Origin of the sequence: Arenibacter algicola (genome assembly GCF_018860365.1) — a bacterium.
GTDB lineage: Bacteria > Bacteroidota > Bacteroidia > Flavobacteriales > Flavobacteriaceae > Arenibacter > Arenibacter algicola_B.
In genome coordinates this window covers 114,210-139,417 of record NZ_JAHKPO010000024.1, presented here as the reverse complement: position 1 = coordinate 139,417, position 25,208 = coordinate 114,210, and the positions used below count along the sequence as shown (strand labels likewise).

19 protein-coding genes are annotated in these 25,208 nt (G+C 40.6%); 5 read left to right on the top strand and 14 right to left on the bottom strand.

Translation table 11 applies throughout. The annotated features are described in order from the left end of the window. Positions 1-3: 3 nt before the first annotated feature. The 6 genes from KO529_RS19155 to KO529_RS19130 form a co-directional block, all read right to left on the bottom strand. Complete coding sequence (locus tag KO529_RS19155) at positions 4-1,416, bottom strand: BNR-4 repeat-containing protein (protein WP_215949472.1); 1,413 nt, start codon at positions 1,414-1,416, stop codon at positions 4-6. A gap of 4 nt (positions 1,417-1,420) precedes the next feature. Then, complete coding sequence (locus KO529_RS19150; RefSeq protein WP_215949471.1) at positions 1,421-1,870, bottom strand: GNAT family N-acetyltransferase; 450 nt, start codon at positions 1,868-1,870, stop codon at positions 1,421-1,423. Positions 1,871-2,356: 486 nt separating this feature from the next. Then, positions 2,357-3,199 carry a pseudouridine synthase gene (locus tag KO529_RS19145; RefSeq protein WP_215949470.1) on the bottom strand — a complete coding sequence of 281 codons (843 nt, stop codon included), beginning with the start codon at positions 3,197-3,199 and terminating at the stop codon, positions 2,357-2,359. Between the two features lie 74 nt (positions 3,200-3,273). Beyond that, positions 3,274-4,179: a geranylgeranylglycerol-phosphate geranylgeranyltransferase gene (locus KO529_RS19140; protein ID WP_215949469.1), complete on the bottom strand. Its 906-nt coding sequence runs from the start codon at positions 4,177-4,179 to the stop codon at positions 3,274-3,276. An 11-nt stretch (positions 4,180-4,190) separates the two neighbouring features. After that, positions 4,191-5,129: a mevalonate kinase family protein gene (locus KO529_RS19135; RefSeq protein WP_072860574.1), complete on the bottom strand. Its 939-nt coding sequence runs from the start codon at positions 5,127-5,129 to the stop codon at positions 4,191-4,193. A gap of 117 nt (positions 5,130-5,246) precedes the next feature. Next, positions 5,247-6,329, bottom strand: a complete 1,083-nt coding sequence (locus KO529_RS19130) for a diphosphomevalonate/mevalonate 3,5-bisphosphate decarboxylase family protein (protein ID WP_215949468.1) — start codon at positions 6,327-6,329, stop codon at positions 5,247-5,249. A gap of 94 nt (positions 6,330-6,423) precedes the next feature. Here KO529_RS19130 and KO529_RS19125 point away from each other — a divergent pair, with 94 nt between their 5' ends. Next, positions 6,424-6,897, top strand: a complete 474-nt coding sequence (locus KO529_RS19125) for a TspO/MBR family protein (protein ID WP_215949467.1) — start codon at positions 6,424-6,426, stop codon at positions 6,895-6,897. A gap of 70 nt (positions 6,898-6,967) precedes the next feature. Here KO529_RS19125 and KO529_RS19120 read toward each other — a convergent pair whose 3' ends face one another. Then, the gene (locus KO529_RS19120; RefSeq protein ID WP_215949466.1) at positions 6,968-7,522 is read right to left on the bottom strand and encodes a DUF1697 domain-containing protein; all 555 of its coding nucleotides are present in this window, start codon (positions 7,520-7,522) and stop codon (positions 6,968-6,970) included. Positions 7,523-7,724: 202 nt separating this feature from the next. Here KO529_RS19120 and glpK point away from each other — a divergent pair, with 202 nt between their 5' ends. Continuing rightward, positions 7,725-9,224: a glycerol kinase GlpK gene (gene glpK, locus KO529_RS19115; RefSeq protein WP_215949465.1), complete on the top strand. Its 1,500-nt coding sequence runs from the start codon at positions 7,725-7,727 to the stop codon at positions 9,222-9,224. A gap of 18 nt (positions 9,225-9,242) precedes the next feature. Beyond that, positions 9,243-9,971, top strand: a complete 729-nt coding sequence (locus KO529_RS19110) for an MIP/aquaporin family protein (RefSeq protein ID WP_215949464.1) — start codon at positions 9,243-9,245, stop codon at positions 9,969-9,971. A gap of 7 nt (positions 9,972-9,978) precedes the next feature. On the opposite strand, the gene KO529_RS19105 is transcribed toward KO529_RS19110, so the two are convergent. The 6 genes from KO529_RS19105 to KO529_RS19080 all read right to left on the bottom strand — a co-directional run bounded on the left by KO529_RS19105 (position 9,979) and on the right by KO529_RS19080 (position 18,293). Beyond that, entirely contained in the window at positions 9,979-11,265 is a 1,287-nt protein-coding gene (locus tag KO529_RS19105) for an NAD(P)/FAD-dependent oxidoreductase (RefSeq protein WP_215949463.1), read from the bottom strand. Further along, the gene (locus KO529_RS19100) at positions 11,265-12,017 is read right to left on the bottom strand and encodes a glycerophosphodiester phosphodiesterase (RefSeq protein WP_215949462.1); all 753 of its coding nucleotides are present in this window, start codon (positions 12,015-12,017) and stop codon (positions 11,265-11,267) included. The genes KO529_RS19105 and KO529_RS19100 overlap by 1 nt, the downstream gene beginning before the upstream one ends. A gap of 17 nt (positions 12,018-12,034) precedes the next feature. Next, positions 12,035-13,825, bottom strand: coding sequence for an alpha-amylase family protein (locus KO529_RS19095; protein ID WP_215949461.1), 1,791 nt, complete (start codon positions 13,823-13,825; stop codon positions 12,035-12,037). Between the two features lie 211 nt (positions 13,826-14,036). Beyond that, a complete protein-coding gene (locus tag KO529_RS19090) occupies positions 14,037-16,352 on the bottom strand; it encodes a glycoside hydrolase family 65 protein (protein WP_215949460.1) in 2,316 nt (771 codons plus the stop codon). 106 nt (positions 16,353-16,458) lie between these two features. Continuing rightward, positions 16,459-17,112: a beta-phosphoglucomutase gene (pgmB, locus tag KO529_RS19085; protein ID WP_215949459.1), complete on the bottom strand. Its 654-nt coding sequence runs from the start codon at positions 17,110-17,112 to the stop codon at positions 16,459-16,461. A 161-nt stretch (positions 17,113-17,273) separates the two neighbouring features. After that, positions 17,274-18,293 carry a LacI family DNA-binding transcriptional regulator gene (locus KO529_RS19080; RefSeq protein WP_215949458.1) on the bottom strand — a complete coding sequence of 340 codons (1,020 nt, stop codon included), beginning with the start codon at positions 18,291-18,293 and terminating at the stop codon, positions 17,274-17,276. A 458-nt stretch (positions 18,294-18,751) separates the two neighbouring features. Here KO529_RS19080 and KO529_RS19075 point away from each other — a divergent pair, with 458 nt between their 5' ends. After that, positions 18,752-21,874: a SusC/RagA family TonB-linked outer membrane protein gene (locus KO529_RS19075; protein ID WP_215949457.1), complete on the top strand. Its 3,123-nt coding sequence runs from the start codon at positions 18,752-18,754 to the stop codon at positions 21,872-21,874. A gap of 10 nt (positions 21,875-21,884) precedes the next feature. After that, positions 21,885-23,441, top strand: coding sequence for a RagB/SusD family nutrient uptake outer membrane protein (locus KO529_RS19070; protein WP_215949456.1), 1,557 nt, complete (start codon positions 21,885-21,887; stop codon positions 23,439-23,441). Between the two features lie 94 nt (positions 23,442-23,535). Here the strand turns inward: KO529_RS19070 and KO529_RS19065 are convergent, their stop codons facing one another. Further along, positions 23,536-25,188: a solute:sodium symporter family transporter gene (locus tag KO529_RS19065; RefSeq protein WP_215949455.1), complete on the bottom strand. Its 1,653-nt coding sequence runs from the start codon at positions 25,186-25,188 to the stop codon at positions 23,536-23,538. Positions 25,189-25,208: the final 20 nt, after the last annotated feature.

Sequence of the window (25,208 nt, the reverse complement as noted above, 5' to 3'; positions counted from 1 at the left end):
TAATCATTTGATCTTAATTGGCATTTCATAATCTTTGGTCATGTTATAGGGCATTTTCCAAATGTCGCCCTGGAAATTTCCAAAATATAGTTCGGACTTACTGAACTGATGCGAATCTCCATCGGCCCAGAAAAAGCAAAATGGGGATTTAAAATTTACAACTTTGCGTACATAGGAATGACTTAAAGAACTATGCTCTGTTAGAGTATTTATCTTTTTCCAGCTTTCTCCTTCATCCTTGGATTGCCAGATGGCCAATTCCCCACCAACGCCCCATTCTTGGGGTCCTTTTTCCGTAGGTCCAACAATTTTCCAGTCGTTTTCACTTATAAAGAGGCTTCCCATATCATAATTATGGTCGGAGGTGGTTACCACAGTAGTTTGCCATTCCGTGCCGTTCCATTTGGTAATGCACCATTCGTACGGGGCGCTTTTGGGGCCGGGTTCGTGGCCATTGCTTCTAATATATAGGCAGGCAGGATAACCTTCCGCAGTAAAGCCCATATCTTTTAGATACAGGTTTTTATTTTGGGAGGCATAATCCACAGCTCTAGCGGGACTGCCCAGGTCCGTTACCGGTATTGGGGTGTTTATACCATTAACAGTGGCCCATGTGGCTCCAAAATCGGCCGACTGTATATAGTACAGGTCGGTTCTTTTGTCGACATTGCCATTGGGGTGCCGGTTAAAAAATGTCCCTATCACCTTGCCATTAAATACATCTGAGGTCTGATAATGCCCTGATTTTTCACCTTCCTTTTCAGGGATGGCAGCGAGCAGTTTATCATCTGTCCAAGAGATACCGTCCTTACTGGTTTCAAAATAGAGCTGGCGTACCCCTGTATATTTTGTAAAAAATTGAAAGAAGCCAAAATCCGTATATCTGGGTTGTGGGTAGGTCATTTCTTCTTCCGTAATCCGTACAAATTCCTTAATGGAATAGGGCGCTTTGCTTTTGTATTTATAACCTGGCCTTTTGGCACCCCGCCCACTGATAAACACCCAAATATACCCTGAGCCATCGATTAGAATGGAGGGGTTGTCATGTGGGTCGTCTACTCCATTTTTGTCATAGACCACGGTGGGTTTTGAGACCATTTTCGTTTTATGGTCGAACTCCCCGATCATACAAAGAAGGTAACGTTGGTCTTCAGAGGGTGTTCCCCCATATACAAAAAAGGTTTTTTTAACTTCGGGAGCATAAATGGCCAAAGGTACGTGCTTTGCGGTGTAGGTGCCCAGCGCTCCTGAGTATTTGTCCCCATACTCGTACTTCTGATTTAATTCGAACCAAATGCCCCTGTAGCCGTTGATTTTGGTATTGGTCAAGCTTTGGCCAAAGGTATTTCCAATAAAAGAAATAATAAAAATAAGGATCAATAAGTTGAAGTTCGCTTTAGCTTTAATACCTGTCATTTTCCTATTTTGTTTTGCTAAAGCATTTTTTTTTGATGCCTCCCGGGCCGATATATTCCCGTGTCTCTTGAAACCCAAACTTCTCATATAAGGTTATTGCTGGGGCATTGGCCCAACCAGTTTCTACAATAAGGGTCTCGGAATCGTCATAATCTTCAACGAACAACAACAGCTTACGGGCAATTCCCTGCCTAAAATATTTTGGATGTACTACCAGGCTACAGATTTTAAGAGTGTTTTTTAGTTGGTCTATTTCAACTGCAGCGGCCAAAACATCATCTTTCCACAATCCAAAAAACTGGGTGTTGCTGTTTTGAAAATCAATAATTCTTCTGTTTAAAGGTGGAAAATCCGTAACACCCAATAATTCAGCTTCAATGCGATAGGAAACTTGAAAAAGCGCATGAAGTTTTTCTGCATTGGAAATTTCGGAATGGGTTATTTTTTTGATCATTGTTTATTTATAAGACTGCCTTAATTATGGATTACTGATTATAATGAAGTCTCTAATATAGCAATTCTTTGTTTCTCAGGCGTTGTTGGGGGTTTAAGGTTCAACGTTTAAATAACAGAGCGGTGCTACGCTTGCCTATTCGTTAGGTATGTCTACCTATATTAGTCGGGACTTCCCGGACCGACCTCCCCCCGGCCCCCTCCCAAGGAGGGGGAGCTTAGGTTTTAATAAACGTTTTAAGGATAGATTTGTTCCCCCTCCTTGGGAGGGGGCTAGGGGGAGGACTCCATGGCAGGATGATCATCCCCATGTACGAGCAAACCCATCCTTTAAAATGGATTGACGGGCTACTTGGGAAATAATATTATAGGCCAAATTAGTGCAGCACAAGACGTCTGCAAATGCCACTTTTAGTAGTTAAAAATGGGATGTGCTTAAATAGAATAAATAACTCTGATGATAATGAATCGGAAAGGATTTTTATCCTTATTTAATCATCCCCAAATTAATGACTTCCTGAGGTGTAAGGTGTCTCCAGTGTCCACGGGGAAGATCTTTTTTGGTGAGTCCGGCATAGACCACCCTATCCAATTTTACGACCTCGTATTCCAATTCCTCGAAGATTCGGCGTACAATTTTGTTACGGGTACTTTTTAGTTCTATCCCTACTTCGCGCTTAGGTGCGTTTTCAATAAAACTAACATCATCTACCCTAACCACGCTGTCGTCTATAGAAATGCCTTCCTTGATCTTAATAAGGTCTTCGCCCCTTAAGTTTTTGTTCAGCTCTACATGGTATATTTTACGAAGTCCGTTTTTAGGCTTTGTTAGTCGCTTTGTCATTTCCCCGTCATTTGTAAACAACAGCAGACCAGTAGTGTTCTTGTCCATTCTCCCCACCACCGAGAGTTTGGATTTGGAAGCATTGGAAATAAGGGAGGCTACAGTTCTTTTTCCGTGCTCATCTTTTGGCGAGGTAACAAAATCCTTGGGTTTGTTCAGTAGTACGTATTCCTTTTTCTCTGGATTTAACAAGCGGCCATCAAACTTTACTTCATCGGTCAGTTTTACCTTGTATCCCATTTCGGTTATAGGCTTGCCGTTTACGGTCACGTTCCCGGCAGAAATGTAAATATCGGCGTCCCTACGGGAGCATACACCAGAGTTGGCAACATAACGATTTAGACGCATTACATTGGGGTCGGATGGTGGCTTGGCTTCCGTTTTCTTTCTTATAGGTGCGTTGCCCCGTGCATGGCTCTTTTTTCTAAAAGTGCCCCCTTGTCTTCCTGATGCTTTTTTGTCGTTGTTGGAATCTGACCTACTCATATGTACTATAATTTATTGCAAAGGTAGCAAAGGAAATGTTATGTATAAGCTATTGTAGCGGTAATTAGTGATTCTTAGAGAATTCTGTTCAATACCAGATCCACATTGATCAATAAAATACTGAACACTCCCAGTATAATGATCAACTTTAGAATGTTATGCAGCCATACGTAGTGTTTTTTGCTGTTGGATTTTACCAAAAGGATCAAAAACCCCAATAGCAAAAAAATACAACCTATAAAATAGAGGTACATATAGCCTACATCAAAATATTCGATCAGGAGAAAGGAGGGAAGCAGCGTTAGGCCTATCAAAATAGCGATACAGGTCTTTGAAAACTTTGCTCCGTACAATATAGGAATGGTCTTGTAGTTTTGGGCCATGTCCCCAGCAATGTTTTCTAGGTCTTTAATCATTTCCCTGGCCAATATCAATAGGAAAAGAAAAAGGGCATGCACAAAAATCACGGTGTCAAAGTTCTTATAATACACAAAAACGGCGAAAAAGGGGGCAATGGCCAAGGTTGCCGAAACGAAATTACCCAAAAATGGTACTTTCTTTAATTTGTGGGAATAGAACCAAATTCCAAAAATATAGGCAGAAAAGAACACAACGGCCTTAAAGGAGACATAACTGGCAAAGATTACCGAAAGGAAATTCAATACAAAATAAGTGGTGAGCTTGGTACGCTGGCTTACCAGGCGGTCCAGCATACTCTTTCTAGGTTTGTTGATCAGGTCCTTTTCCGCATCGTAGAAATTATTGATGATATATCCTGCCGCTATGACCAAGGCCGAACTGAGAACAATAACGAACAGGTTGCCATCAAAAACAACTTTTCGCAAGGGTAAATGGGGAGCTAAAATATATATCGAGGCCAGGTACTGGGCCAAAATGATCATAAGAATGTTGTAGCCTCTGACCACAGAAAACAGGCTCAGAAACTTTAATAGCAAGAGCTTGTTTTTTCTACTAAGCATAAAGGAGGTTGTTAGAAGTTGTATACCACTTCTAAATTATAGCCCTTCAGGGCTTTTTTTGCCTTATTGATGTCTTCGGTAAATCCTAAAATATAACCTCCACCACCGGAACCACAGAGTTTTAAATAATAGTCGTTGGTATCTATACCCTGTTTCCAGAGTTTATGGAATTCCACCGGGATCATGGGCTTAAAATTATCGAGTACCACATGCGACAACTGCTTTAAATTCCCGAACAGTGATTTTACGTTCCCATTTATAAAATCCTCTACGCAGGCGTCCGTATGTTTAATAAACTGATCTTTTAGCATGGCCCGGAATCCTTCATGTTTCATTTGTTCCATAAACAAATGTACCATTGGTGCGGTTTCTCCAGTGCTGCCACTGTCCAACAGGAATACGGCTCCCTTGCCATCCAAGTTTTGGGATGGAATGCTGGTAGATTCTATATTGTCTTGGGAATTTATAAGAATGGGCAGGCTTAGATAGCTGTTCAAGGGGTCAAGGCCCGAAGACTTACCGTGGAAAAACGATTCCATTTTCCCGAAAATAGTCTTCAATTTTAATAATTTCTCCCTGGTAAGATTCTCTAAAACGGTAATTTTTTCAATGGCATATTTATCGTAAATGGCCGCCACTAGGGCACCACTACTACCTACGCCATATCCCTGCGGAATGGAACTGTCAAAATACATTCCGCCAGCTACATCCTTATTCAATGCCTCCAGGTCAAAAGTTACCAATTCGTGGTCTTTCTGCTGCAGGTCTTTCAAATACTCTGCAAAGGCCCTAAGGCTGGCGTTCGACTTCTTTGCCGCCTCGGAATCCTTGTTTTTTGATTTTAGTGCTCCCTTAAAAAAATTATAGGGTATGGAAAGCCCTTTGGAATCCTTTATGATTCCATATTCCCCAAAAAGTAAAATTTTAGAGTAAAATAACGGTCCTTTCATTTCTTTAAGATAATCATAAATAATTAAAATTCTTGCAAAGGCATTAAAATAACAACAGATGCAATTGAACAATTAACGTAATATACCGCTATTAATTATTCATTTTTCATATGAAAATTACAGCTTTTTTGCCCCATTTCCAATTTGATCGCAAATATACTGCCCGTTTTCACAATATGCAACCAACTCATTACTAATAAATTGATAAACTTCTTGCTTTTCGTTTTCAGGATATAGCACATGCACATTTGCCCCCGCATCCAACGTAAAACATACATGGGTTTTGGACGATGCCCGAAAGGCCCATATTTTATTGATAATCTCCAAGGTATTGGGTTTCATCAATATAAAATACGGCATGCTGGTCATCATCATGGCGTGTAATGTGAGGGCTTCACTTTCCACGATTTTAATAAACTCCAACAAATTTCCTTCCTCAAAAATCCTTTTTAATTTGGTCAGATTTTTATGCGCTTGGTCGAACCGTTGTTCCGCAAAGGGATGATCGTGCATTAAATTATGACCAAGGCTACTGCTCACCTGTTTGGACCCTTTGTCCACCAGAAGGATGGTATCCTGATAGTTCTTAAAAACCGGGTGTACTTTATAGGGATATCTTATGGCATAAAGATCGGAGCTATTTAAAGTGCCTTTATGTAATCCCCATTGCACCATGTCCCCTTCAATACTCCTGCAGGCACTACCAGATCCCAAACGAGCCAAAAAGGAAGCCTTTCTTTTAAAAAAATCGCTATCCATATTGGGGTTTAGTTCCCTTTCCAGTTCCATAAGGCATAGCGCCAGGGCCGACATGCCACTTGCCGATGATGCAATGCCACTGCTGTGGGGAAAGGAATTGGAGGTTTCTATGGTAAAATGATAGGCCTTTATAAAGGGCAGATAAGGTTCCGTCCTCTTAAGAAAGGTACTTATTTTGTGTTTAAAATCTTCTTTTGGCTTACCCTCAAAAAGGAGGTCGAACGAAAAGTCGGAGGCCTTATTTTTCAATTTTTTATAGCTGACCGTTGTGGTGGTAGCACAGATATCCAGGGTAAAACTAATGGATGGGTTGGCGGGAATCTGATGTTCCTTTTTCCCCCAGTATTTTACCAAGGCGATATTACTGGGCGATTTATAAGTAACTTTTCCTTCCGTTTTGTCTGTGGTATAAGTGGAAGGTATAAAGTCTTTATCGGTCATATTGGAAACAATTTGTGCAAAGATAGCTTTTAAGTAGTTTTACTGTAGATCCTGTTAAAATAAATTGTTAATTTAGGGCGTAAACAACCAATCCTTGAAAAAGCAGCTTACCTATATCGCAATTTCAGTAACCGTATGCTTAACTATTGGCTTTTTATCCAGTTTTGCTACACAATCTTCCGTAAATGATTGGTATTTGGAATTGAATAAGCCAAGTTTTAATCCGCCCAATTGGATTTTTGCCCCGGTCTGGACAATACTTTATATTATGATGGGGGTTGCCGCAGGGATTGTCTGGGCAAAAGGGTTTTATCATATTTGGGTAAAAACGGCCTTATACCATTTTGGCATTCAATTGCTGTTCAATGCCCTTTGGAGTATAATTTTCTTTGGATTTAAGAATCCTTTCGCAGCCTTGCTGGTTATTTTGGCCCTATTGGTACTTTTAATCTTTACCATAAAATGGTTTAAAGTAGTGAGCACCACAGCTGCCTATTTATTGATCCCCTATCTTTTTTGGGTATGTTTTGCTACTGCCCTGAACTATAAGATTTGGGAATTGAATTAACTTTTTTGCCTTGCTATATATGGTGTGGGGTAAATGAAAATTCCAAATAGATAATTGTTCTTTTTACTGATTACTGTTCACTGATTTGTTTCCCCATTTCCAATAGCTGCATCATGGTCCTGTGGTTTCTTGTAGTAGCGGTTACCTGAAGTTTTTTTTCGAAAAAATTATTATCACATTTTGCTTTGCCATATCCCTTGTCGCAATAGAGGTAGACACAGCTATTGGAAATCACAAACCGTTCATTGGCAAATTGTTCTTGTTGTAGATTATTGATCAATTCCTTGCAGGGAGTTTCTTGCAACAGTACATAGTACCATTTTTTAGTCTCCAAGTCGTTATGCTCTTCAAAAGGGGATTGCGCTATAATTTCTTTCCATTCAATAAATGTCTTTGCCAATACCGGAACATCAAAGCCGAATGTGGTGTAAATGCCTTCTTTGATTATTTGTGATACTTTTATTGGCGAGGCAACATTACTTTTTAAAACAATATTGCCACTTTGTATATAGGTACTTACCTCGGAAAAACCCAGCGATTCCAGCATTGCTACTAACTGGGACATTTTAATTTTCTTTTTGCCACTTACATTGATTCCCCTAAGCAGAACAATATATTTCGTCATCTGGATCTTATTAATCAACCTATGGATAAAAATAACAATATTTTATAATGGAAATATTCGGGACTTTGTGGCATAACCGTCAATTTTGGACTTAGCAACAAATAACACATTTGATGAAATGCATTAGGTTTGGTTATTAATTTTTCAAATTTAGTGTCTATATTTTGTTATCTTGATACCCATTTAAAATTTATGCTACCATATGGAAAAATATATACTGGCGCTGGACCAAGGTACAACTAGTTCCCGTTCTGTTGTTTTTGATAAAAAAGGTAACATCGTTTCGGTGGCCCAAAAGGAATTCACCCAATATTTTCCGAAACCTGGTTGGGTAGAGCACGATCCCTTGGAAATTTGGTCGTCCCAAGTAAGTACAGCCGCAGAGGCCACCACTAAAAAAGGAATTTATGGCGCCGATATAGCGGCGATAGGAATTACAAACCAAAGGGAAACTGTAGTAGTTTGGGATAGGAACACTGGAAAACCAGTGTATAATGCCATTGTTTGGCAGGACAAGAGGACTTCCAACTACTGCGACGAATTAAAGAGCCAAGGGAAATCCAAGCTTATTAGGGAAAAAACGGGTTTGGTAATCGACTCCTACTTTTCGGGTACCAAGGTGAAATGGATTTTGGATAATGTGGAAGGAGCTAGGAAAAAGGCGGAAGCTGGAGACTTGATTATGGGAACCATAGATTCGTGGTTAATTTGGAATATGACCAAAGGCGAACTACATATTACCGATGTTACCAATGCCTCTAGAACATTACTCTTTAATATCAATACTTTGGAATGGGATGATGAGTTGTTGGAGCTTTTAACTATTCCAAAGAGCATGTTGCCCAAAGTGAAACAGTCCAGTGAAGTATACGGTAATACCAATCCTAATTTTTTTGCCAGTAAAATACCTATTGCCGGAATCGCAGGAGATCAGCAAGCGGCACTTTTTGGCCAAATGTGCACAAAACCGGGAATGGTTAAAAACACCTATGGCACCGGTTGTTTTATGCTAATGAATATTGGGGAAAAGCCCATAGTTTCTGAAAATAATCTACTAACTACGGTTGCGTGGACCATAAACGGTAAAACCCAGTATGCCCTGGAAGGAAGTATTTTTATTGCTGGTGCCGTTGTACAATGGTTGAGGGACAGCTTAAAGATCATTAAAAAGTCTGAGGATGTAGAAAAGCTGGCTGGTTCTGTAGACAGCACCGAAGGGGTCTATCTGGTACCTGCATTTGCTGGTCTGGGAGCACCTTACTGGAACCAACATGCCAAAGGAAGTATTTTTGGGCTTACCAGAGGAAGTACGGACGCCCATATTGCTAGAGCAGCTTTGGAATCCATTGCATTTCAGACCATGGATGTTTTAAAGGCTATGGAAGCAGATTCTAAAATTTCTATAAAAGAATTAAGGGTCGATGGGGGAGCAACCGTCAATAATCTGTTGATGCAGTTTCAGGCCGATGTGTTGAATACCTCTACCGTAAGACCAAAAGTGATAGAAACTACGGTCATGGGAGCGGCTTATTTGGCCGGTTTGGCGGTCGGATTCTGGGAAAGTTTGGAAGAAATTCAGGAAATATGGCAAATTGATGCCAATTTTGATCCCACAACAGAAAGAAAAGAAATAGAACAAAATATTAAAGGCTGGTACAAGGCCATTGATGCTGTAGAATATTGGTCCAAACTAAACGATTAAATATAAAACCAACCAATTATGACTCCATTTATTGCTGAAATTATCGGCACTTTTTTCCTGATCCTTTTAGGGGGCGGGGTTGTTGCCAACGTAATCCTGAACAAAACAAAATCCAACGACGCGGGCTGGATGGTCATCACCACTGCTTGGGGATTGGCTGTGTACGTTGGGGTGGCAGTAGCCGCACCCTATAGCGGGGCACATCTAAATCCGGCTGTTAGCATTGGACTGGCGGTTGCTGAAAAGTTTGAATGGGCCTTGGTCCCCACATATGTATTGGGGCAATTCATAGGGGCCATGTTGGGCGCCTTGTTCGTTTGGCTCTTCTACAAAGATCATTTTGATGCAACAGAGGACCAGGACACCAAAAAAGCGGTATTTTGTACTGCTCCGGCCATAAGAAATCCCATTAATAACCTATTTAGTGAAGTAGTAGGTACTTTTACCTTGGTATTTGTGGTACTCTATTTTACGGATGCCTCAATAACCGAAACTGAAACAGTAATTGGACTAGGGTCTTTGGGTGCTCTGCCCGTTGCTTTTCTAGTATGGGGGATAGGTCTTTCCTTAGGAGGTACCACGGGTTACGCTATTAATCCTGCGAGAGATCTGGGGCCGCGAATAATGCATGCAATAATGCCTATTAAAGGTAAGGGAGGCAGTGACTGGGGCTATGCTTGGATTCCCATTGTAGGTCCAGTAATTGGGGCTATATTGGCCGCTTTACTGATGATATTGTTGAGTTAGTCCTTTATTAAGGTTTGGCAATTGCCTGGGCAGCAATATAGGCTCCGGTCCAGGCATTTTGAAAGTTGAATCCGCCCGTAATGGCATCTACATTTATCACTTCCCCAGCAAAATAGAGCCCGGGGAGTATTTTACTTTCATAGGTCTTAAAATTTATTTCTTTTAGGTCCACCCCTCCGGCTGTGACAAATTCCTCCTTAAATGGGCTTTTCCCATCTACCCTAAATTGGGAACCCGTCAACTGCTTCGCTAAATTTTGTAGTTGAATTTTGGAAATATCGGCCCATTTATCCGTGTCAGAAATTTGCGCTGCCCTTACCAGACTGCCCCATAATCGTTTTGGAAGATCAAACGCTTTGGTGCGTAGAATGGTTTTCTTTCCTTCAATCTCCTTTATTTGTTGAAGTTGCCTTGTCAATCCTTCCTCATGATAGGCAGGAAGCCAGTTTATTTTTATTGAAAACTTATAATTCAATTCATTCAATATCCGTGCCCCCCAGGCAGACAATCTCAAGATACCCGGACCGCTCATTCCCCAATGTGTAATTAAAAGTGGGCCTTCGGATTCTAGATCGGAAGTCTGGATGGAATATTTTTTCAAGGCCGACTTAAATTTTCCGTTGTTGACCTTGGAGGGAATTATTTTGATGCTGGCATTGGTACTAACCCCTTGTATGCCAGTTATTCTTTCATCCTTAATATTAAAGGTGAAAAGCGAAGGAACAGGGGCTATTATGGTATGCCCCATTTGTTTTAATAGTTCCCATATTTTAGGGTTGCTACCCGTGGCGACCAATATTTTTTTGGCTTGGTAGGTGTTTCGAATAGTTTTGATATCCCAGGCGTAATCCCCTTTATCTATATTTTCGTGCAGTGATGTTATCCCGACAATGGAACTGTTCTTAAGGATTTTAATTCCCAAGCGGTCCGTTTCCTGAAGAAAGCAATCTATAATGGTTTGGGAAGAATTGGTAGAGGGGAACATTCTTCCATCCGCTTCAATGTTCAATTGTACACCCCTTTTTTCAAAGAAAGCCATGGTGTCGCCAGTGCAATAGGTGTGGAACGGCCCTACAAGTTCCCTTTCTCCCCTGGGATAATTTTTTGAAAGTTCTTTGGGGTCAAATTCGGCATGGGTAACGTTACAGCGCCCACCCCCGGATACTTTCACCTTGGTCAGCACCTCTTTGCCACGTTCCAAAATGGCTACTTTTAATTTGGGGTTACGTTCTACTATATGAATGGCGCCATAGAAACCTGCGGCACCTCCTCCTAAAACAATTACATCGAACATTAATTAATGCGTTCTGGATAATTGGTAATAATGCCATCCACTCCCAATCTCTCTACAGCCTCAATTTCTTCTGGCTCATTTACTGTCCAAGGATAAATTTTGAATCCTGCCTTTTTTATTTCGTTTACGTTTTCCAGGGTCAGGTCCTCAAAATATGGATTTATGGCGACCGCTTGCAATTCTTTTCCAATTTCCAAAGCAGTCAGCGGATCTCCATACACAAGGATGGCAATGGGTACTTGGGCATTAAGCGTACGCATGGTCTTAAGTTCATCCCATCTAAAGCTGGAAATTATGAATTTATCCATTGGCCAACCCTTTTCCTTTACATAGTAGTTCATTATAAAATTTACCCTGTCGGCTGTATTGGCGCCTTTAAGTTCTATATTTAACTGTACTTTTTTATCTATTAGGTTTAGGACATCCTGCAGGGTAGGTATTTTATGATTGCCGATCAAGGTTAATTTCTGCAGGTCTTCAAAATTATAATCTTCTATATTTCCAATGCTATCCGTAAGTCTTTCCACTTCCTCATCGTGGAACACTACCGTTTCGCCACTTTTTATTTTAAAGACATCGATTTCGATCATATCAACACCCAGATCTATTGCTTTTTGAATAGATGCCAGTGTGTTTTCCGTTTCATGCCCCATAGCACCTCTGTGGCCAATAACCAAGGGTTTATTCATATTGTCACAACTTATAATTAATAGAAACAAGAAGAAAGATCCAACTATTGATGATGTTTTCATAATGTAATGCTATAAAATTAATTTAAACTTAATATTAAGGATTCCAAGGGTTGTATGTCTATTCTTATATGCCCAATTTCGTTTTCTACAAATAGGGACAATTCTTTTTCCTTGAACAATTCGTCCTTCATCTGGTAGGTGCTATCTTGAAGCCCCCATTCCCTGATAATTTCCCTAGGCAGTTTTAGATCGAACCCAAAGGTCTGACCAGCATCAAAATTAGAAATAATTATGAGTTTTTCGTTCTTGGACCATCTAACAAAGGATAAAACCCTATGATTATAATATTCTGTATGATCTTTGTTATAAAAATGAATATCCTTGTATTTTCCCATTAAAGCACTACTGTTAATGGTGAAATTGAGCAAGTTCCTATAAAATGTCCTTAGCTCTTTTTCTTTTGGGGACAATTGCCCTCCGTCAAATTTTTTGTTGTTTACCCAGCGTTGAAAATGGGGAACCCCAACATAATCGAAGATGGAGGTTCTACTTGGGGATCCAAATCCAGGACTTTCGGCGGCAGGTTCGCCAACTTCCTGTCCAAAGTAGATCATAGTGGGCGAGGTGCTAATAGTTGCGGAAACTACCATGCCGGGTTTGGCTTTTTCGGCATTTCCCAAAAATTCGGGACAGGCAATACGCTGCTCGTCATGGTTTTCCAGAAAATGGAGCATTTGGTGCTCAATATCCATGAGTCCGTTTTGGACAACAGGGATATGGTCTGTCCACCCGTGCCCCTGCATGATGTGTTTTAAGGAGTCATAAAACTCTACCTTGTCGTAGAGATAGTCCATTTTTCCTTTAAAGATATAATCCCTGTACAGCTGTGGATTATACACCTCTGCCATTAAAAATGCATCAGGTTTTTTCATTTTTATGGACGAATTCATAAAGCTCCAGAATTCTACGGGAACCATTTCGGCCATATCATATCGAAATCCGTCGACTCCTTCGTCCAACCAGTACAAGGCAATATCCCTAAATTTTATCCAGGAATCCGGGACCTCTTTGTTTTTCCAGAATTCAAAATGTTCAGAAAAGTTTTTATGGCCAAAATCTTCTGGCAGCGGAGCAAAATCCGTATGTCCGTCCGGACTAATTCCGTAATTGATCTTTACGGTCTCATACCAATCATTAAAATCGGGTTTGGACAAACGGGATCCATTTCCCGTCCATTTTGCTGGGGATTCAGTAAATTTGCCATCGGCTTTGTTGATTTGCTCCCCTCCCAAGGGCAGGTAGCCATTTCGCCAATCCGGGACCAAAAATGACTCCCCGGGATTGTAATAAAAATTATTGTCCTTGTTGTAGACCACATTGGTATTGTCATTGGTCCCAAAATCTACCACCCCTTTCGGATTGTTCTTGCCTTCATATTTTCTGGCAATATGGTTGGGAACAATATCAATGATAACTTTTAGACCGGCCTTATGGCTCCTGTTCAACAGGTCCTTGAACTCCAAATTTCTATTGTTAGGGTCATTGGCCAAATCTGGGTTAACACTATAATAATCCTTTACGGCATATGGGGAACCTGCCCTGCCCTTAACAATATCCGGGTCGTCATTGGAGATGCCGTAGGCTGTATAGTCCCTTATAAGGGCATGATGGGGAATACCCGTATACCAAATATGGCTTACCCCCAGATCTTTTATTTCCTTTAAAGCTTTTTGCGTAAAGTCACTAAATTTGCCCACTCCATTTTCCTCAATGGTCCCCCAAGGTTTATTGGTGGTATTGGTATTCCCGAACAATCTGGTAAATACTTGATAAACTACTGTTTTTCTAATTTCAGTGGTCTCTTTCATTTTGTGCTTTCTTTTCGGAACAAAAAGCCTAACTATGTGCTGCTTAGCTTTTCAGTGCAATAATGATACTTGTTTTTGGAATTAGGGTCAATTTTTTCATAAATTTTTATCTGGGGAGCAACTTTTGGCCATATTATTTAAAGTTTTTTCAAAAAACAATCCCAATCGTTCATTTTTCAAATGTTTTGGGGTGAGTGATATTACTTTGAACTTAATTCACCAGGGAATAGGTTTTCCTGCCAGCGGTTAAAACTACACGTTTTCCGTTTACCCTAATAGACATTTCGTCCGTGCCTTCAAGGTCAAATGTGGTTTCGTTTTCCGTAACCTTCACCTTTAGAATTCTATTCCTAAAATTCACCTTGAAGGAGTAGGATTTCCATTGCTTTGGTATTCTTGGGGTAAAGGATAGTTTGTCTTCCAATATCCGCATACCTCCAAAGCCTTCCACGATGCTCATCCAGGTGCCTGCCATGGATGTAATATGGAGTCCTTCCTTTACTTCTTTATTATAATCGTCCAAATCCAATCTGGAAGTGCGGAGATAAAAAGCATATGCCTGGTCCATTCTGTTCAGCTTTGCAGCCTGAATACTATGAACGCATGGGGATAAGGAAGATTCATGGACGGTAAAAGGTTCGTAAAAATCGAAATGCTTTTCCAGTTCTTCTGTGGTAAAATGGTCTTCAAAAAAATAAAATCCCTGTAGGGTATCTGCCTGTTTTATGTACGGGGATCTTAAAATCCTGTCCCAACTCCATTTCTGGTTAATAGGGCGTTCTTTTTGGTTTAATTTCTTTACAGGGATTAGTTCCTTGTCCAAAAAGCCATCTTGCTGTAAATAAATGCCCAATTTTTCATCGAAGGGAAAGTACATTTTTTTCGCTACTTTGGCCCAGGCCTCTGTCTCATTTTCTGAAAGTTTGGTTACTCCTATAATTCTGTGATAATCGTCTGGATAGCCGTCCTTAACTTTTTGTAGTTCCTGAAGCGCATAATTAATGCACCATTTTGCAATATAATTGGTGTAAAAGTTATTGTTTACATTGTTCTCGTATTCATTGGGACCCGTGACCCCAAGAATTACATATTTGTTCTTTTGGGTAGAAAATGTGGCTCTTTGATGCCAAAAGCGGGCAATCCCGATCAAGACCTCCAGCCCCATTTCCGGGATATAGGTATAATCACTTGTAAAACGGTAATAATTGTAAATGGCAAAGGCTATCGCCCCATTACGATGTATTTCCTCGAAGGTTATTTCCCATTCGTTATGGCACTCCTCCCCGTTCATGGTTACCATGGGATATAGGGCCGCTCCATTTACAAAACCTAATTTTCTGGCATTTTCAATAGCCTTTTCCAAATGGTTGTACCTATAGGTCAATAGGTTTCTTGCTACCTTTTTATTTTTGGTGGCCATATAAAAGGGAATACAGTAAGCCTCTGTGTCCCAATAGGTACTTCCTCCGTATTTTTCCCCAGTAAATCCCTTGGGGCCAATATTAAGTCTGGAATCCCTGCCCAGATAGGTTTGGTTTAAATGAAAAATATTGAAGCGAATTCCCTGTTGAGCCTTTACATCGCCCTCAATGGTAATATCGCTCATTTCCCAGATTTTGGACCATGATATCCTTTGTTGCTCCAACAGGGCCTCAAAACCTATTTCGGTTACTTTTTGCAAAACTTTTTTGGCTGCCAATATCAGTTCATTGGGCTTATGATTGGTAGAAACAGTATATCCGCCAAATTTTATTAGGGTAAGGGTGTCTCCTTTTTTAATGTCCTTTTTAAATTGATGTACTACAGTAGTCTCTGATAAGGCTTCCAGCGGTTTTTCCAATACCAATTCATTGTTATGGAACAATTTGGATTCCATAAAAGTACAGGTAGCGAAATTGGTCTTCATGGTATGGGCCTCGATAAAGGCTTGTGAACCGTACGTTGTAACCCCTGTGGTATTCCAAAATTGGTCGTCCCAATTGGTGTCCTCATTGGTAATCCCGCTATCAAGATAGGGGTGAAAGGCCATGGCGCTATCCTGGTTTATCGCCTTAATTTGGTATTTAATGGCACCTACTTCATCATGGTCCAAACTAAGGAAGCGGGTAATCTTTACTTCTATAATGGTATCATTGGGCAAAGTAGCCTTAAAGCTACGTGTATACCACCCTTCCTGCATGTTTAATTCCCTGCGAAAATCCTGTACATTTTTACAGGTGTTCAGGTCTAAAGTTTCGCCGTTAATAAGGACGTTGATCCCGATCCAGTTAGGAGCGTTCAACACCTTGGCAAAGTATTCCGGATAGCCGTTCTTCCACCATCCTACACGTGTTTTGTCCGGGTAATATACCCCTCCAATATAACTTCCTTGAAAAGTGGGTCCGGTATATTTCTCTTCAAAATTGGCGCGTTGCCCCATGGCGCCGTTTCCAAGACTGAATAAACTTTCGGAGGATTTTACTCTTTCTTTTTCAAATCCTTCTTCTATGATAGACCAGTTATCGGGCTTTATATAATCTTGATTCATTGTGCTAGTGTTTCTCGGTTATCGCAATGGGGTTTGATGATCAATATCAGGTTCCAAATAGAAAGACACCAAATTAATTAATTATTGTGAATGTTCGTCACGGAGTTTATTCTAATAGCCTATTTAGGAATTTATCATCCATTTTCGTGAAATTTGTAAACACAAATTTTGCCTCGGAAAGCACTTTTTCTTCCCCAATGCCTATGCTCAGCATTCCTGCATTGTTGGCGGCCTCTATTCCGGCAACCGCATCTTCAAAGACTACGCAATCCTCTGGAGGAACCCCCAATTGTTTTGCGGCTATCAAAAAAACTTCGGGATCGGGTTTGGCTTTGGCTACGTGGGTGCCATCTACAATGACATCAAAATAATCCATTAATTTTACCTTTTCCAAAATTGGACGGGCATTTTTGCTGGCGGACCCTAAGGCTATTGGCATGCTGTGATTTTTAAGAAACTGCAGTACCTTTTGGACGTCTGGCAAAATTTCCGATTCATCCATTTTTTCTATAAGGGACAAATAATCCTCATTCTTCTCCACCAGCCATTTGTTGAACTGTTCTTGCGATGCCTTTATGCCCCCAATTTCCAATAGGATTTCCAAGCATCTTTTACGACTTACCCCTTTAAATTGTTCGTTTTGTTCCTGTGTAAATTCAAATCCCAATTCATTGGCCAATTTTCTCCAGGCCAGATAATGATATTTGGCAGTATCCACAATAACACCATCCAAATCAAATATAAATCCAGTTTTCTTCATTGGTTTAAGATATTAATTAAAATTTGGCCGGCACATAAAAGGAGGTGTTTATTGTTGGGGAAATAACCATAGGCGGCCTGTAGTTTTGGACAGAGGGCAATATGGCCAAATTTCGTGCAATAATTGGATAATTTAGACCTCGTAACGAAGTGTTTTGGTTCCTAATTAACGGTTGATCCCCGTTCTATCAATGTAGGTTCCAAAATTCTTGTAACGTAGGTTTCCTCCTCCATATCGTTTTCTACCTTGTCTATAAGTATTTCTGCGGCTATTTCTCCCATTTGTTCACCGTGTTGGGCAATAGCGGTTAGCCCAGGGGAGGCGTATTTGGACAGAAGCCCATCTGTAAAACCAATAAAGGAAATATCCTCAGGAATTTTTAAGCCTTTACTTTGTACGTAGCGCATACTGTGAATGGCAAATATTTCGTTTACACTCAACACGGCGTCTACTTTTTCCCTTTCAAAGAAGTCTTCGATTAGGTTTTCATTGATTTCCATGGAAGGAAATTTTAATATCAGATCTTCATTATATTCTATGTTATTGTCCAACAATGCCTCCTTATAACCAGCAGCTCTTTCCCTACTTACACTTATATAGTCCTCTGAAGTAATTAGGGCTATTCTTTTCCTGCCGTCTTTTATGAATTTGGTGACTGCATTATAAGCGCCCTTTTTATCATTGATGATTACCTTGTCGCATTTTATATCCTCCGCAACACGATCAAATAATACCAAGGGTATGCCCTGTTCTGTAACTTCCTTTAAATGGTTGTAGTCGTTTTTCAATTGTGTGCCGGAGGAAAGGGCCATAATAAACCCGTCTATACTTCCATTGGCAAGCAATTCCATATTTATGACCTCCTTGTCGAAAGATTCATCGGAGACACAGACAATAACATTATAGCCTTTGGCATTGGCGTATTTTTCAATTCCCCTGAAAACTGTGGTGAAAAAATGATGTACGATATCCGGAATTATAACCCCAATATTTTTAGTGCGCTTGTTTTTTAGACTGATCGCAATATTATTGGGCTTGTAATTGTATAGTTTGGCAAAAGCCTGGACCTTCTCTTTAGTGTCCGATCCAATTTCCTCACTATTTTTCAAAGCTTTGGAAACCGTAGAAATGGAAACCCCTAATTCCCTTGCAATATGTTTGAGGGTGATTTTTCTTTTCAAAGGTGTTTTTTTTTCAAGTGAATATACTAGTAAAAATACAAAAGCATTTGCGCTGGTTGGGCACAAATTGGAATAATAAATTACAAGATGTAAAAATAGTATATTCAGGTAAGGAGTGAAATCTATTTTGGATATTTGTTTAAATAGTACATATTTTGGTCAAAATACCATTGAAATAAAAAATGGTGTATATTCGTACAATATTTAACATTTCGGAAATCACAAAAAGGATGGTGATCGGTTGTTTTGCGCTTTGTTTATAGCCACTTAAATGTAAAATTTTACGAAAACGTTTTAGTTAAATTTTTAGCGTTAAAAATAGAAATATAACAATAAATGGAGATAATATTATTTATCTTCGATAATGGAACAAGAAATTTTATGAATTAGTAAACTCAATTATTTTTTTAACTCAATTACAACTTTCATTTATTTAACTCAATTAAAACTAACAATGTATGAAGCTTAAATTACTAAAAAGCTTTTTGCTATTTGGAACATTTTTGTGTTTTGGATTAGCATCGGCTCAAGAAGTATCAGGTACGGTATCTGATGCTACTGGCCCCTTACCGGGAGCCAGTGTCGTGGTAAAGGGAACTACCAATGGCGCACAAACAGATTTTGATGGAAATTTTATCATTAGTGATGTGGATGCAAGTTCCACCCTTGTTTTTAGCTATATCGGTTACAAAACACAGGAGGTGGCAGTAGGGAACCAGACCACTCTTAATATAATGATGGAAGAAGATGCACAGGCATTGGCCGAGGTAGTTATCATTGGTTATGGTACTACTACTGTCAAGGATGCCACAGGTGCGGTTTCCGCAGTAACTTCCGAGGATTTTAACGGAGGGGTTATTTCATCTCCCGAACAATTAATTCAGGGTAAAACCGCTGGGGTTCAAATTTCCCAAGGAAGTGGTGAACCAGGTTCTGGTGTTGCCATCAGGATTAGGGGTACTTCTTCGGTTAGATCCAATAACGATCCCTTGTTCGTGGTAGATGGTGTTCCGCTTCCTTCTGGAGGTAGTTCTTCTGAAGGTACGGATATAGGTGTAGGGTCTAGTTCGGCCAGAAACCCACTTAGCTTTTTGAACCCAAATGATATTGAAAGCATGAGTATCTTAAAGGATGCTTCATCAACGGCCATTTATGGTTCCAGAGGTGCCAACGGGGTGGTTATTATTACTACCAAGAGTGGTAAGGGCGGTGCACAGGGAGGTACCTGGGAGTTTTCTTCCGATCTAAGCTTTTCATCACCGGCCAATGATTTTGATTTATTGAATAGGAGCGAATTCCTATCTGCTGTTTCTGCCTTTGGTGGAACTGCTACCGATTTAGGGAATGATACGGATTGGCAATCATTGGTCACCAGAAATTCATCTTCGACCAATAACAACCTTGCCTACTCCCAAAATTATGGATCGGGTAACGTAAGAGCTACATTTAATTACGGGAAACAATTCGGGATAGTCCCAAAATCCTCACAGGAGAGGGTCACAGGAAGAATAAACCTTTCCCAAAGGCTGTTTGAGGATAAGTTAAGGTTGGATTTGCAAACTACACTTTCACGGGTAAATGACGAGGCACCACCATTAAGTGGTAGTGCAGGGTCTACTGGGGATATGTTGGGTGCAGCTTATTCCGCCAATCCTACCTGGCCAGCCAACAGCACTTTCAACCCAGGGGATAGGATCAACCCATTGAACTTGTTGGAGAACTGGCAAAGTTTAACCTTTACCGATCGTTTTCTGGTCAATTTTTCAGCCTCATATGATATTGTGGAAGACTTAACGGCCAAGGCTACCGTAGGTTACGATAAATCCAATTCTACGCGTGAAGCTGAATTGGGCAGTAAATCCTTTAATGTAGGCCGTGGTGCCGGGGGTAATGGTAGAGGTACCTTAAATGACCTTAATTTGGAGAATAGGTTATTGGAATTGACCTTGTCATATAAAAAAGAGTTCGATAATTCAGTATTGGATGTTCTAGGAGGTTTCTCCTATCAGGATTTTAACACGGAAGGTAGAAATGTTGAAGGTTGGGGTTATTCCACAACCAATTTAAACTCCATGGCCAGGAATTTAACCGATGCCGCGAGTAAGATAGAATCTATGATAACAGGCTCTTACCAGCAATATGGTTATGCCACCGGGGGTGATGCCGATCTTTTTGTGAATAGGCTTTTTCCAACACCGGAAACTGATAAGTTGGGAGAGGTAAGTATTCCTGTGAAATCTATTTTCACAAATACCTTCGACAATACGGACGAGTTACAATCCTTTTTTGCCAGGGCCAATTATAGTATAGCAAGTAAGTATTTGTTTACTGCAACGGTCAGGGCTGATGGTTCTTCACGTTTTGGTGAAAATAACCGATATGGTATTTTCCCTTCCGCAGCTTTTGCTTGGAAGATCAATGAAGAAAATTTTATGGGGGACGCAATGTCTACCTTAAAACTTAGGTTGAGCTACGGTATTACAGGAAACCAGGATGGTTTGGGATATGGCCGTTTTGCGCGTAGGGAACGATATTCCACTACGATTAATGGTGATCCTAATATCAGTGATGGTGGAGACGTAAACGTTCCTGGTATTACAACCGTGGAATTTGCCAATCCTGATCTAAAATGGGAGGAAACTACCCAATATAACGTAGGTCTGGATTTTGGGTTTGCCAATGATCGTTTTAGCGGATCGGTTGATGTGTATCGCAAGGAAACTAGGGATTTACTGCTTAATATAGAAGCGGCCCAGCCTTCCCCACAGCCCACTTTTTTCCAAAATTTGGATGCTGTTGTGTTGAACCAAGGAGCTGAATTCTCCCTAAATTACGATATCTTACAAGGAGATGATTTTGATTGGACTGCTGGTTTTAACGTGGCCTATAATAAAAATGAAATTACGGATTTCGACGGAGAGATTGCAGCGGGAACCATTCGCGGTGCTGGTCTGTCCAACGCCTTCGCACAACGCTTGGCATCCGGACAACCTTTGTATTCCTTTTATTTAAGGGAGTTTACAGGTTTCGATGCCAATGGGAACCCTGTGCATGAGGGTGGTGTGGATAACCAACAGTTCGTGGGTAAAAGTGCCCTACCGGATTTCACAGGAGGTTTCTCTACCTCTGCCAGTTATAAAAACTGGTCTGCATCCATGTATTTTAATGGGCAATTTGGAAACTATATTTACAACAATACCGCCAACGCCTTTTTTACCGGAGGTGCCATTGGTAGTGGTAATAATGTAACCCAGAATGTGGTGGAATTGGCAGGACAGGAAGGTAGATTTGCAGAAGCTTCGGTTTCTACTAGATTCTTGGAGAAAGGCGATTTTGTGAGACTGCAAACAGCTTCTATTTCGTATGACGTTCCCTTAAAGGATGGCTTGTTCAAGTCTATGAGACTTAGTCTTACCGGTCAGAACCTTTTTGTGATTACTGATTATTCCGGTCTTGATCCAGAGGTTAGTGTGGCGCCGGCAAGTGCCGCTCTACTAAATGGTCTACCTATAGCGGGTATCGATTATAGTGCCTTCCCAAGACCAAGAACATACACATTAGGATTTAACGTAACTTTTTAATCATAGCATTATGAACATACAAAAATATATGAAACCCGTTTTCGGCTCCATATTTGTGCTGGTAGGACTTGTTGCCTGTACCAACCTGGAGATAGAAGAAACGGATTCGATCATAACTAAGGCGACCAGTGGCGGATTTACACCAGTGGCCAATCCGGCCTCCTCACTTAGTGACCTTTATAACAAAGTGGGTGGCGATTTTGCAACTCAAGAAAACATGTACGCCATGTCCGAAGTTACTACGGATGAGCTTTTGATACCAACTCGTGGAACGGACTGGGGCGATAATGGGATATGGAGACAGCTGCATACCCATACTTGGACCCCTGCGCATTTATTTATTAAAAATGCCTGGAACAATTTAAATCAGAATGTATTTAGGGCTTCAGAGATTATAGAAAGTAATCCGGATGCTGCAGTATTGGCGGAAGCCAAATATCTAAGGGCATTCAATATGTTTTTTCTGATGGACTTTTTTGGATCCGTTCCTTTTAGGGAAGTGGATGAAGGTCCGGAAATTAATCCTAAGGTCTTGACCAGAAGTGAGGCTTTCAGCTTTGTGGAGTCTGATTTATTGGCAGCATTGCCGGGCTTGCCCGATGGTAGTCCAGGTACTGCCAATACGGGAACTGCTACTAAGGCTGCAGCGAATTTTCTTTTAGCCAAATTATACCTTAATTCCCATATCTATAACGGGGGTGCTGTTGAAGATGTCAATATGCAAAAAGTAATAGATGCTGTTGATGATATAGCGGATTTGGGCTTTGGAATAGAAACGGGGTATTTTCAAATATTCGAATCCTCGGATGATATTGAGACTATTTTCTATTTGAATAGCGATATTGGGGCGAGGATATGGAATAGTATGCATTACAATATGAACTCCCCGGATAATACTGGTGGTGGCTGGAACGGATTTTCAACATTGGCCGAATTCTATGATTCTTTTGAAGGTGATCCCAATAGCAATTATGTGGGCAATGGCCAAGAAGAAAGAAGAGGTTGGGTTCCGGATGCTTCCAATGCCAATAATGTTAATTTAGGTCTTGGGTACGGCTTTTTGATCAATCAGCAGTACAATGAAGACGGGACTAAATTGAAAAATAGACAGGGAGGAGATCTAATACTGAAAAAGGAATTGACTTCCTTGGTAGGAAATGGAGAAGCCGATGGTATCAGAATTCTTAAATATCACCCGAATGACGGGGGAGAAATAAACTCTTTTAGAAAGCACCAGATTCTGTTTAGATATTCCGATGCCCATTTGATGAAGGCCGAGGCCATGATGCGTATGGGAGAGAATATAACCTCAATGGTCAATGAATTGCGTCAAGCTAGGACCAACACCCCTAATTTGCCCAGTGTTACAGAGGATATATTATTGGCAGAACGCGGTAGGGAGCTATATATAGAATTTTGGAGAAGGAACGATTTGGTTCGATTTGATAAATTTACCGCCCCTTGGGGTTTAAAGGAGGTAAGTGGAGATCCCAATTTGAATCTTTTCCCCATTCCGGAAACTGCATTGCTTTCCAACCCTAATTTGGTTCAGAACCCAGGATACTAAAAATTTATTTTAGGTGTATATTGAAAAAGAGGGCTGTTCGTTTGAACAGCCCTCTTTTTATGTGGTAAAGGTGTTTGGCTCTATTGCCGGATAACTATTTGGCAAAATAAATATAGATCCCTACTACTATAACGCATATAGCAATCCCTACATGGTTTACATATTTATAGGGTTCAATAGAGACTTGTTTAGTGTATTCCAATTCAAAGGCTTCTTTTCTAGGGAAAAATTTTCCTATAAGAAGCATTATCGCTGTATTGGCAATAAACAATATGGCCATAATGTGCAAAAAGTGTGGATAGGCATCTGCCTCTACTAATTTCAATGCGGCAGGGTCCGTAATGCCCGACGCCTTGGCTGCTTCCAAGGCATTTTCTACAAACTTGCCCTTGAGGATAAACTGACTTATAATATATAATAATGATCCGGAAAAGATGCCGATTTTGGCCGCAATGGCAGGGACTCTTTTGGTTAAATACCCTACTACAATAATGGTGAAAATTGGAATACTGTATATACCGTTTATTTCCTGTAGGTAATTGAACAAACTTCCGGCATTGGCGATCATCGGAGCTATGAACATGGCGGCCAAGGCCAAACATATTCCAAATATCTTTCCATACTTAACCACTGTTTTTTCAGGGGCTTCCTTATTTATATGTTGTTTGTATATATCAATTCCGAACAGGGTTACCGAACTGTTGAGCACACTGTTAAAGGAACTTAAAATGGCCCCGAACAATACAGCCGCAAAAAATCCGACCAAAGGTTTTGGCAATACGGCACGTACCAATTCTGGATAGGCAAGGTCACTTGAAGCCAAACCGCCATCAAAATAATAGTAGGCGATCATTCCGGGCAATACCAAAATTAAGGGTCCCAGAATCTTTAGAAAAGAGGCCAACAATAATCCTTTTTGGCCCTCGGCCAAATTTTTGGCTCCCAAGGCCCTTTGAATAATTTGTTGGTTGGTGCCCCAATAAAAAAGTTGCACTAGCATCATACCTGTAAAAATCGTTGAAAATGGTACTTCCTGTCCGGCTTCACCGGTAGAGTCAAATCGTGCGGCATCCGAAGTAATTAAATTATCAAGACCCGTAAACATATTTCCGTCCCCTATGGCCATCAATCCAAAAATGGGGATTAAGATTCCACCAATAATGAGTCCAACGGCATTAATACTATCCGAAACAGCAACAGCCTTAAGTCCGCCAAAAACCGCATAAATAGACCCAATGACTCCAATACCCCAAATGCACAATACCAGGGCGGTTGAATCTGAAACCCCCAAAAGTTCGGGAACATTGAACATGCCACTGATCGCCACGGATCCGGAATATAGGATAACGGGTAAAAGAACTACTACGTAGCCTGTTAAAAAGAGGCCTGAAGTTATGGTTTTTGTGGTTACATCAAATCTTTTTGCCAAAAACTGGGGAATGGTGGTAAGCCCTCCTTTTAAATACCTTGGTAATAAAAAAACGGCCGTAACTACCATGGCAATTGCCGCCAAGGTCTCCCAGGCCATTACCGATAGACCATCGGTATAGGCACTTCCGTTAAGGCCTACAATTTGTTCTGTGGAAAGATTTGTTAAAAGTAAAGAACCTGCGATTACTCCGGCGGTAAGGCTTCTGCCCCCCAAGAAATAACCGTCAGAGGAACTTTCATCAGTTTTTCGGGTAGCTAGGTAGGCAATAAGGGCCACTAAAAGGGTAAAGCCTACGAAAGAAAGAATTCCTAACATTATAAAATCGAGTTTAATTG

Excerpts from the sequence above, each read along its gene's own strand:
- KO529_RS19150 (WP_215949471.1), bottom strand. The coding sequence starts at position 1,870 with ATGATCAAAAAAATAACCCATTCCGAAATTTCCAATGCAGAAAAACTT.
- pgmB (WP_215949459.1), bottom strand. The coding sequence starts at position 17,112 with ATGAAGAAAACTGGATTTATATTTGATTTGGATGGTGTTATTGTGGAT.
- KO529_RS19075 (WP_215949457.1), top strand. The coding sequence starts at position 18,752 with ATGAAGCTTAAATTACTAAAAAGCTTTTTGCTATTTGGAACATTTTTG.
- KO529_RS19140 (WP_215949469.1), bottom strand. The coding sequence starts at position 4,179 with ATGCTTAGTAGAAAAAACAAGCTCTTGCTATTAAAGTTTCTGAGCCTG.
- KO529_RS19090 (WP_215949460.1), bottom strand. The coding sequence starts at position 16,352 with ATGAATCAAGATTATATAAAGCCCGATAACTGGTCTATCATAGAAGAA.
- KO529_RS19110 (WP_215949464.1), top strand. The coding sequence starts at position 9,243 with ATGACTCCATTTATTGCTGAAATTATCGGCACTTTTTTCCTGATCCTT.
- KO529_RS19135 (WP_072860574.1), bottom strand. The coding sequence starts at position 5,129 with ATGAAAGGACCGTTATTTTACTCTAAAATTTTACTTTTTGGGGAATAT.
- KO529_RS19155 (WP_215949472.1), bottom strand. The coding sequence starts at position 1,416 with ATGACAGGTATTAAAGCTAAAGCGAACTTCAACTTATTGATCCTTATT.
- KO529_RS19120 (WP_215949466.1), bottom strand. The coding sequence starts at position 7,522 with ATGACGAAATATATTGTTCTGCTTAGGGGAATCAATGTAAGTGGCAAA.
- KO529_RS19105 (WP_215949463.1), bottom strand. The coding sequence starts at position 11,265 with ATGTTCGATGTAATTGTTTTAGGAGGAGGTGCCGCAGGTTTCTATGGC.
- glpK (WP_215949465.1), top strand. The coding sequence starts at position 7,725 with ATGGAAAAATATATACTGGCGCTGGACCAAGGTACAACTAGTTCCCGT.
- KO529_RS19130 (WP_215949468.1), bottom strand. The coding sequence starts at position 6,329 with ATGACCGATAAAGACTTTATACCTTCCACTTATACCACAGACAAAACG.
- KO529_RS19100 (WP_215949462.1), bottom strand. The coding sequence starts at position 12,017 with ATGAAAACATCATCAATAGTTGGATCTTTCTTCTTGTTTCTATTAATT.
- KO529_RS19070 (WP_215949456.1), top strand. The coding sequence starts at position 21,885 with ATGAACATACAAAAATATATGAAACCCGTTTTCGGCTCCATATTTGTG.
- KO529_RS19145 (WP_215949470.1), bottom strand. The coding sequence starts at position 3,199 with ATGAGTAGGTCAGATTCCAACAACGACAAAAAAGCATCAGGAAGACAA.
- KO529_RS19095 (WP_215949461.1), bottom strand. The coding sequence starts at position 13,825 with ATGAAAGAGACCACTGAAATTAGAAAAACAGTAGTTTATCAAGTATTT.
- KO529_RS19065 (WP_215949455.1), bottom strand. The coding sequence starts at position 25,188 with ATGTTAGGAATTCTTTCTTTCGTAGGCTTTACCCTTTTAGTGGCCCTT.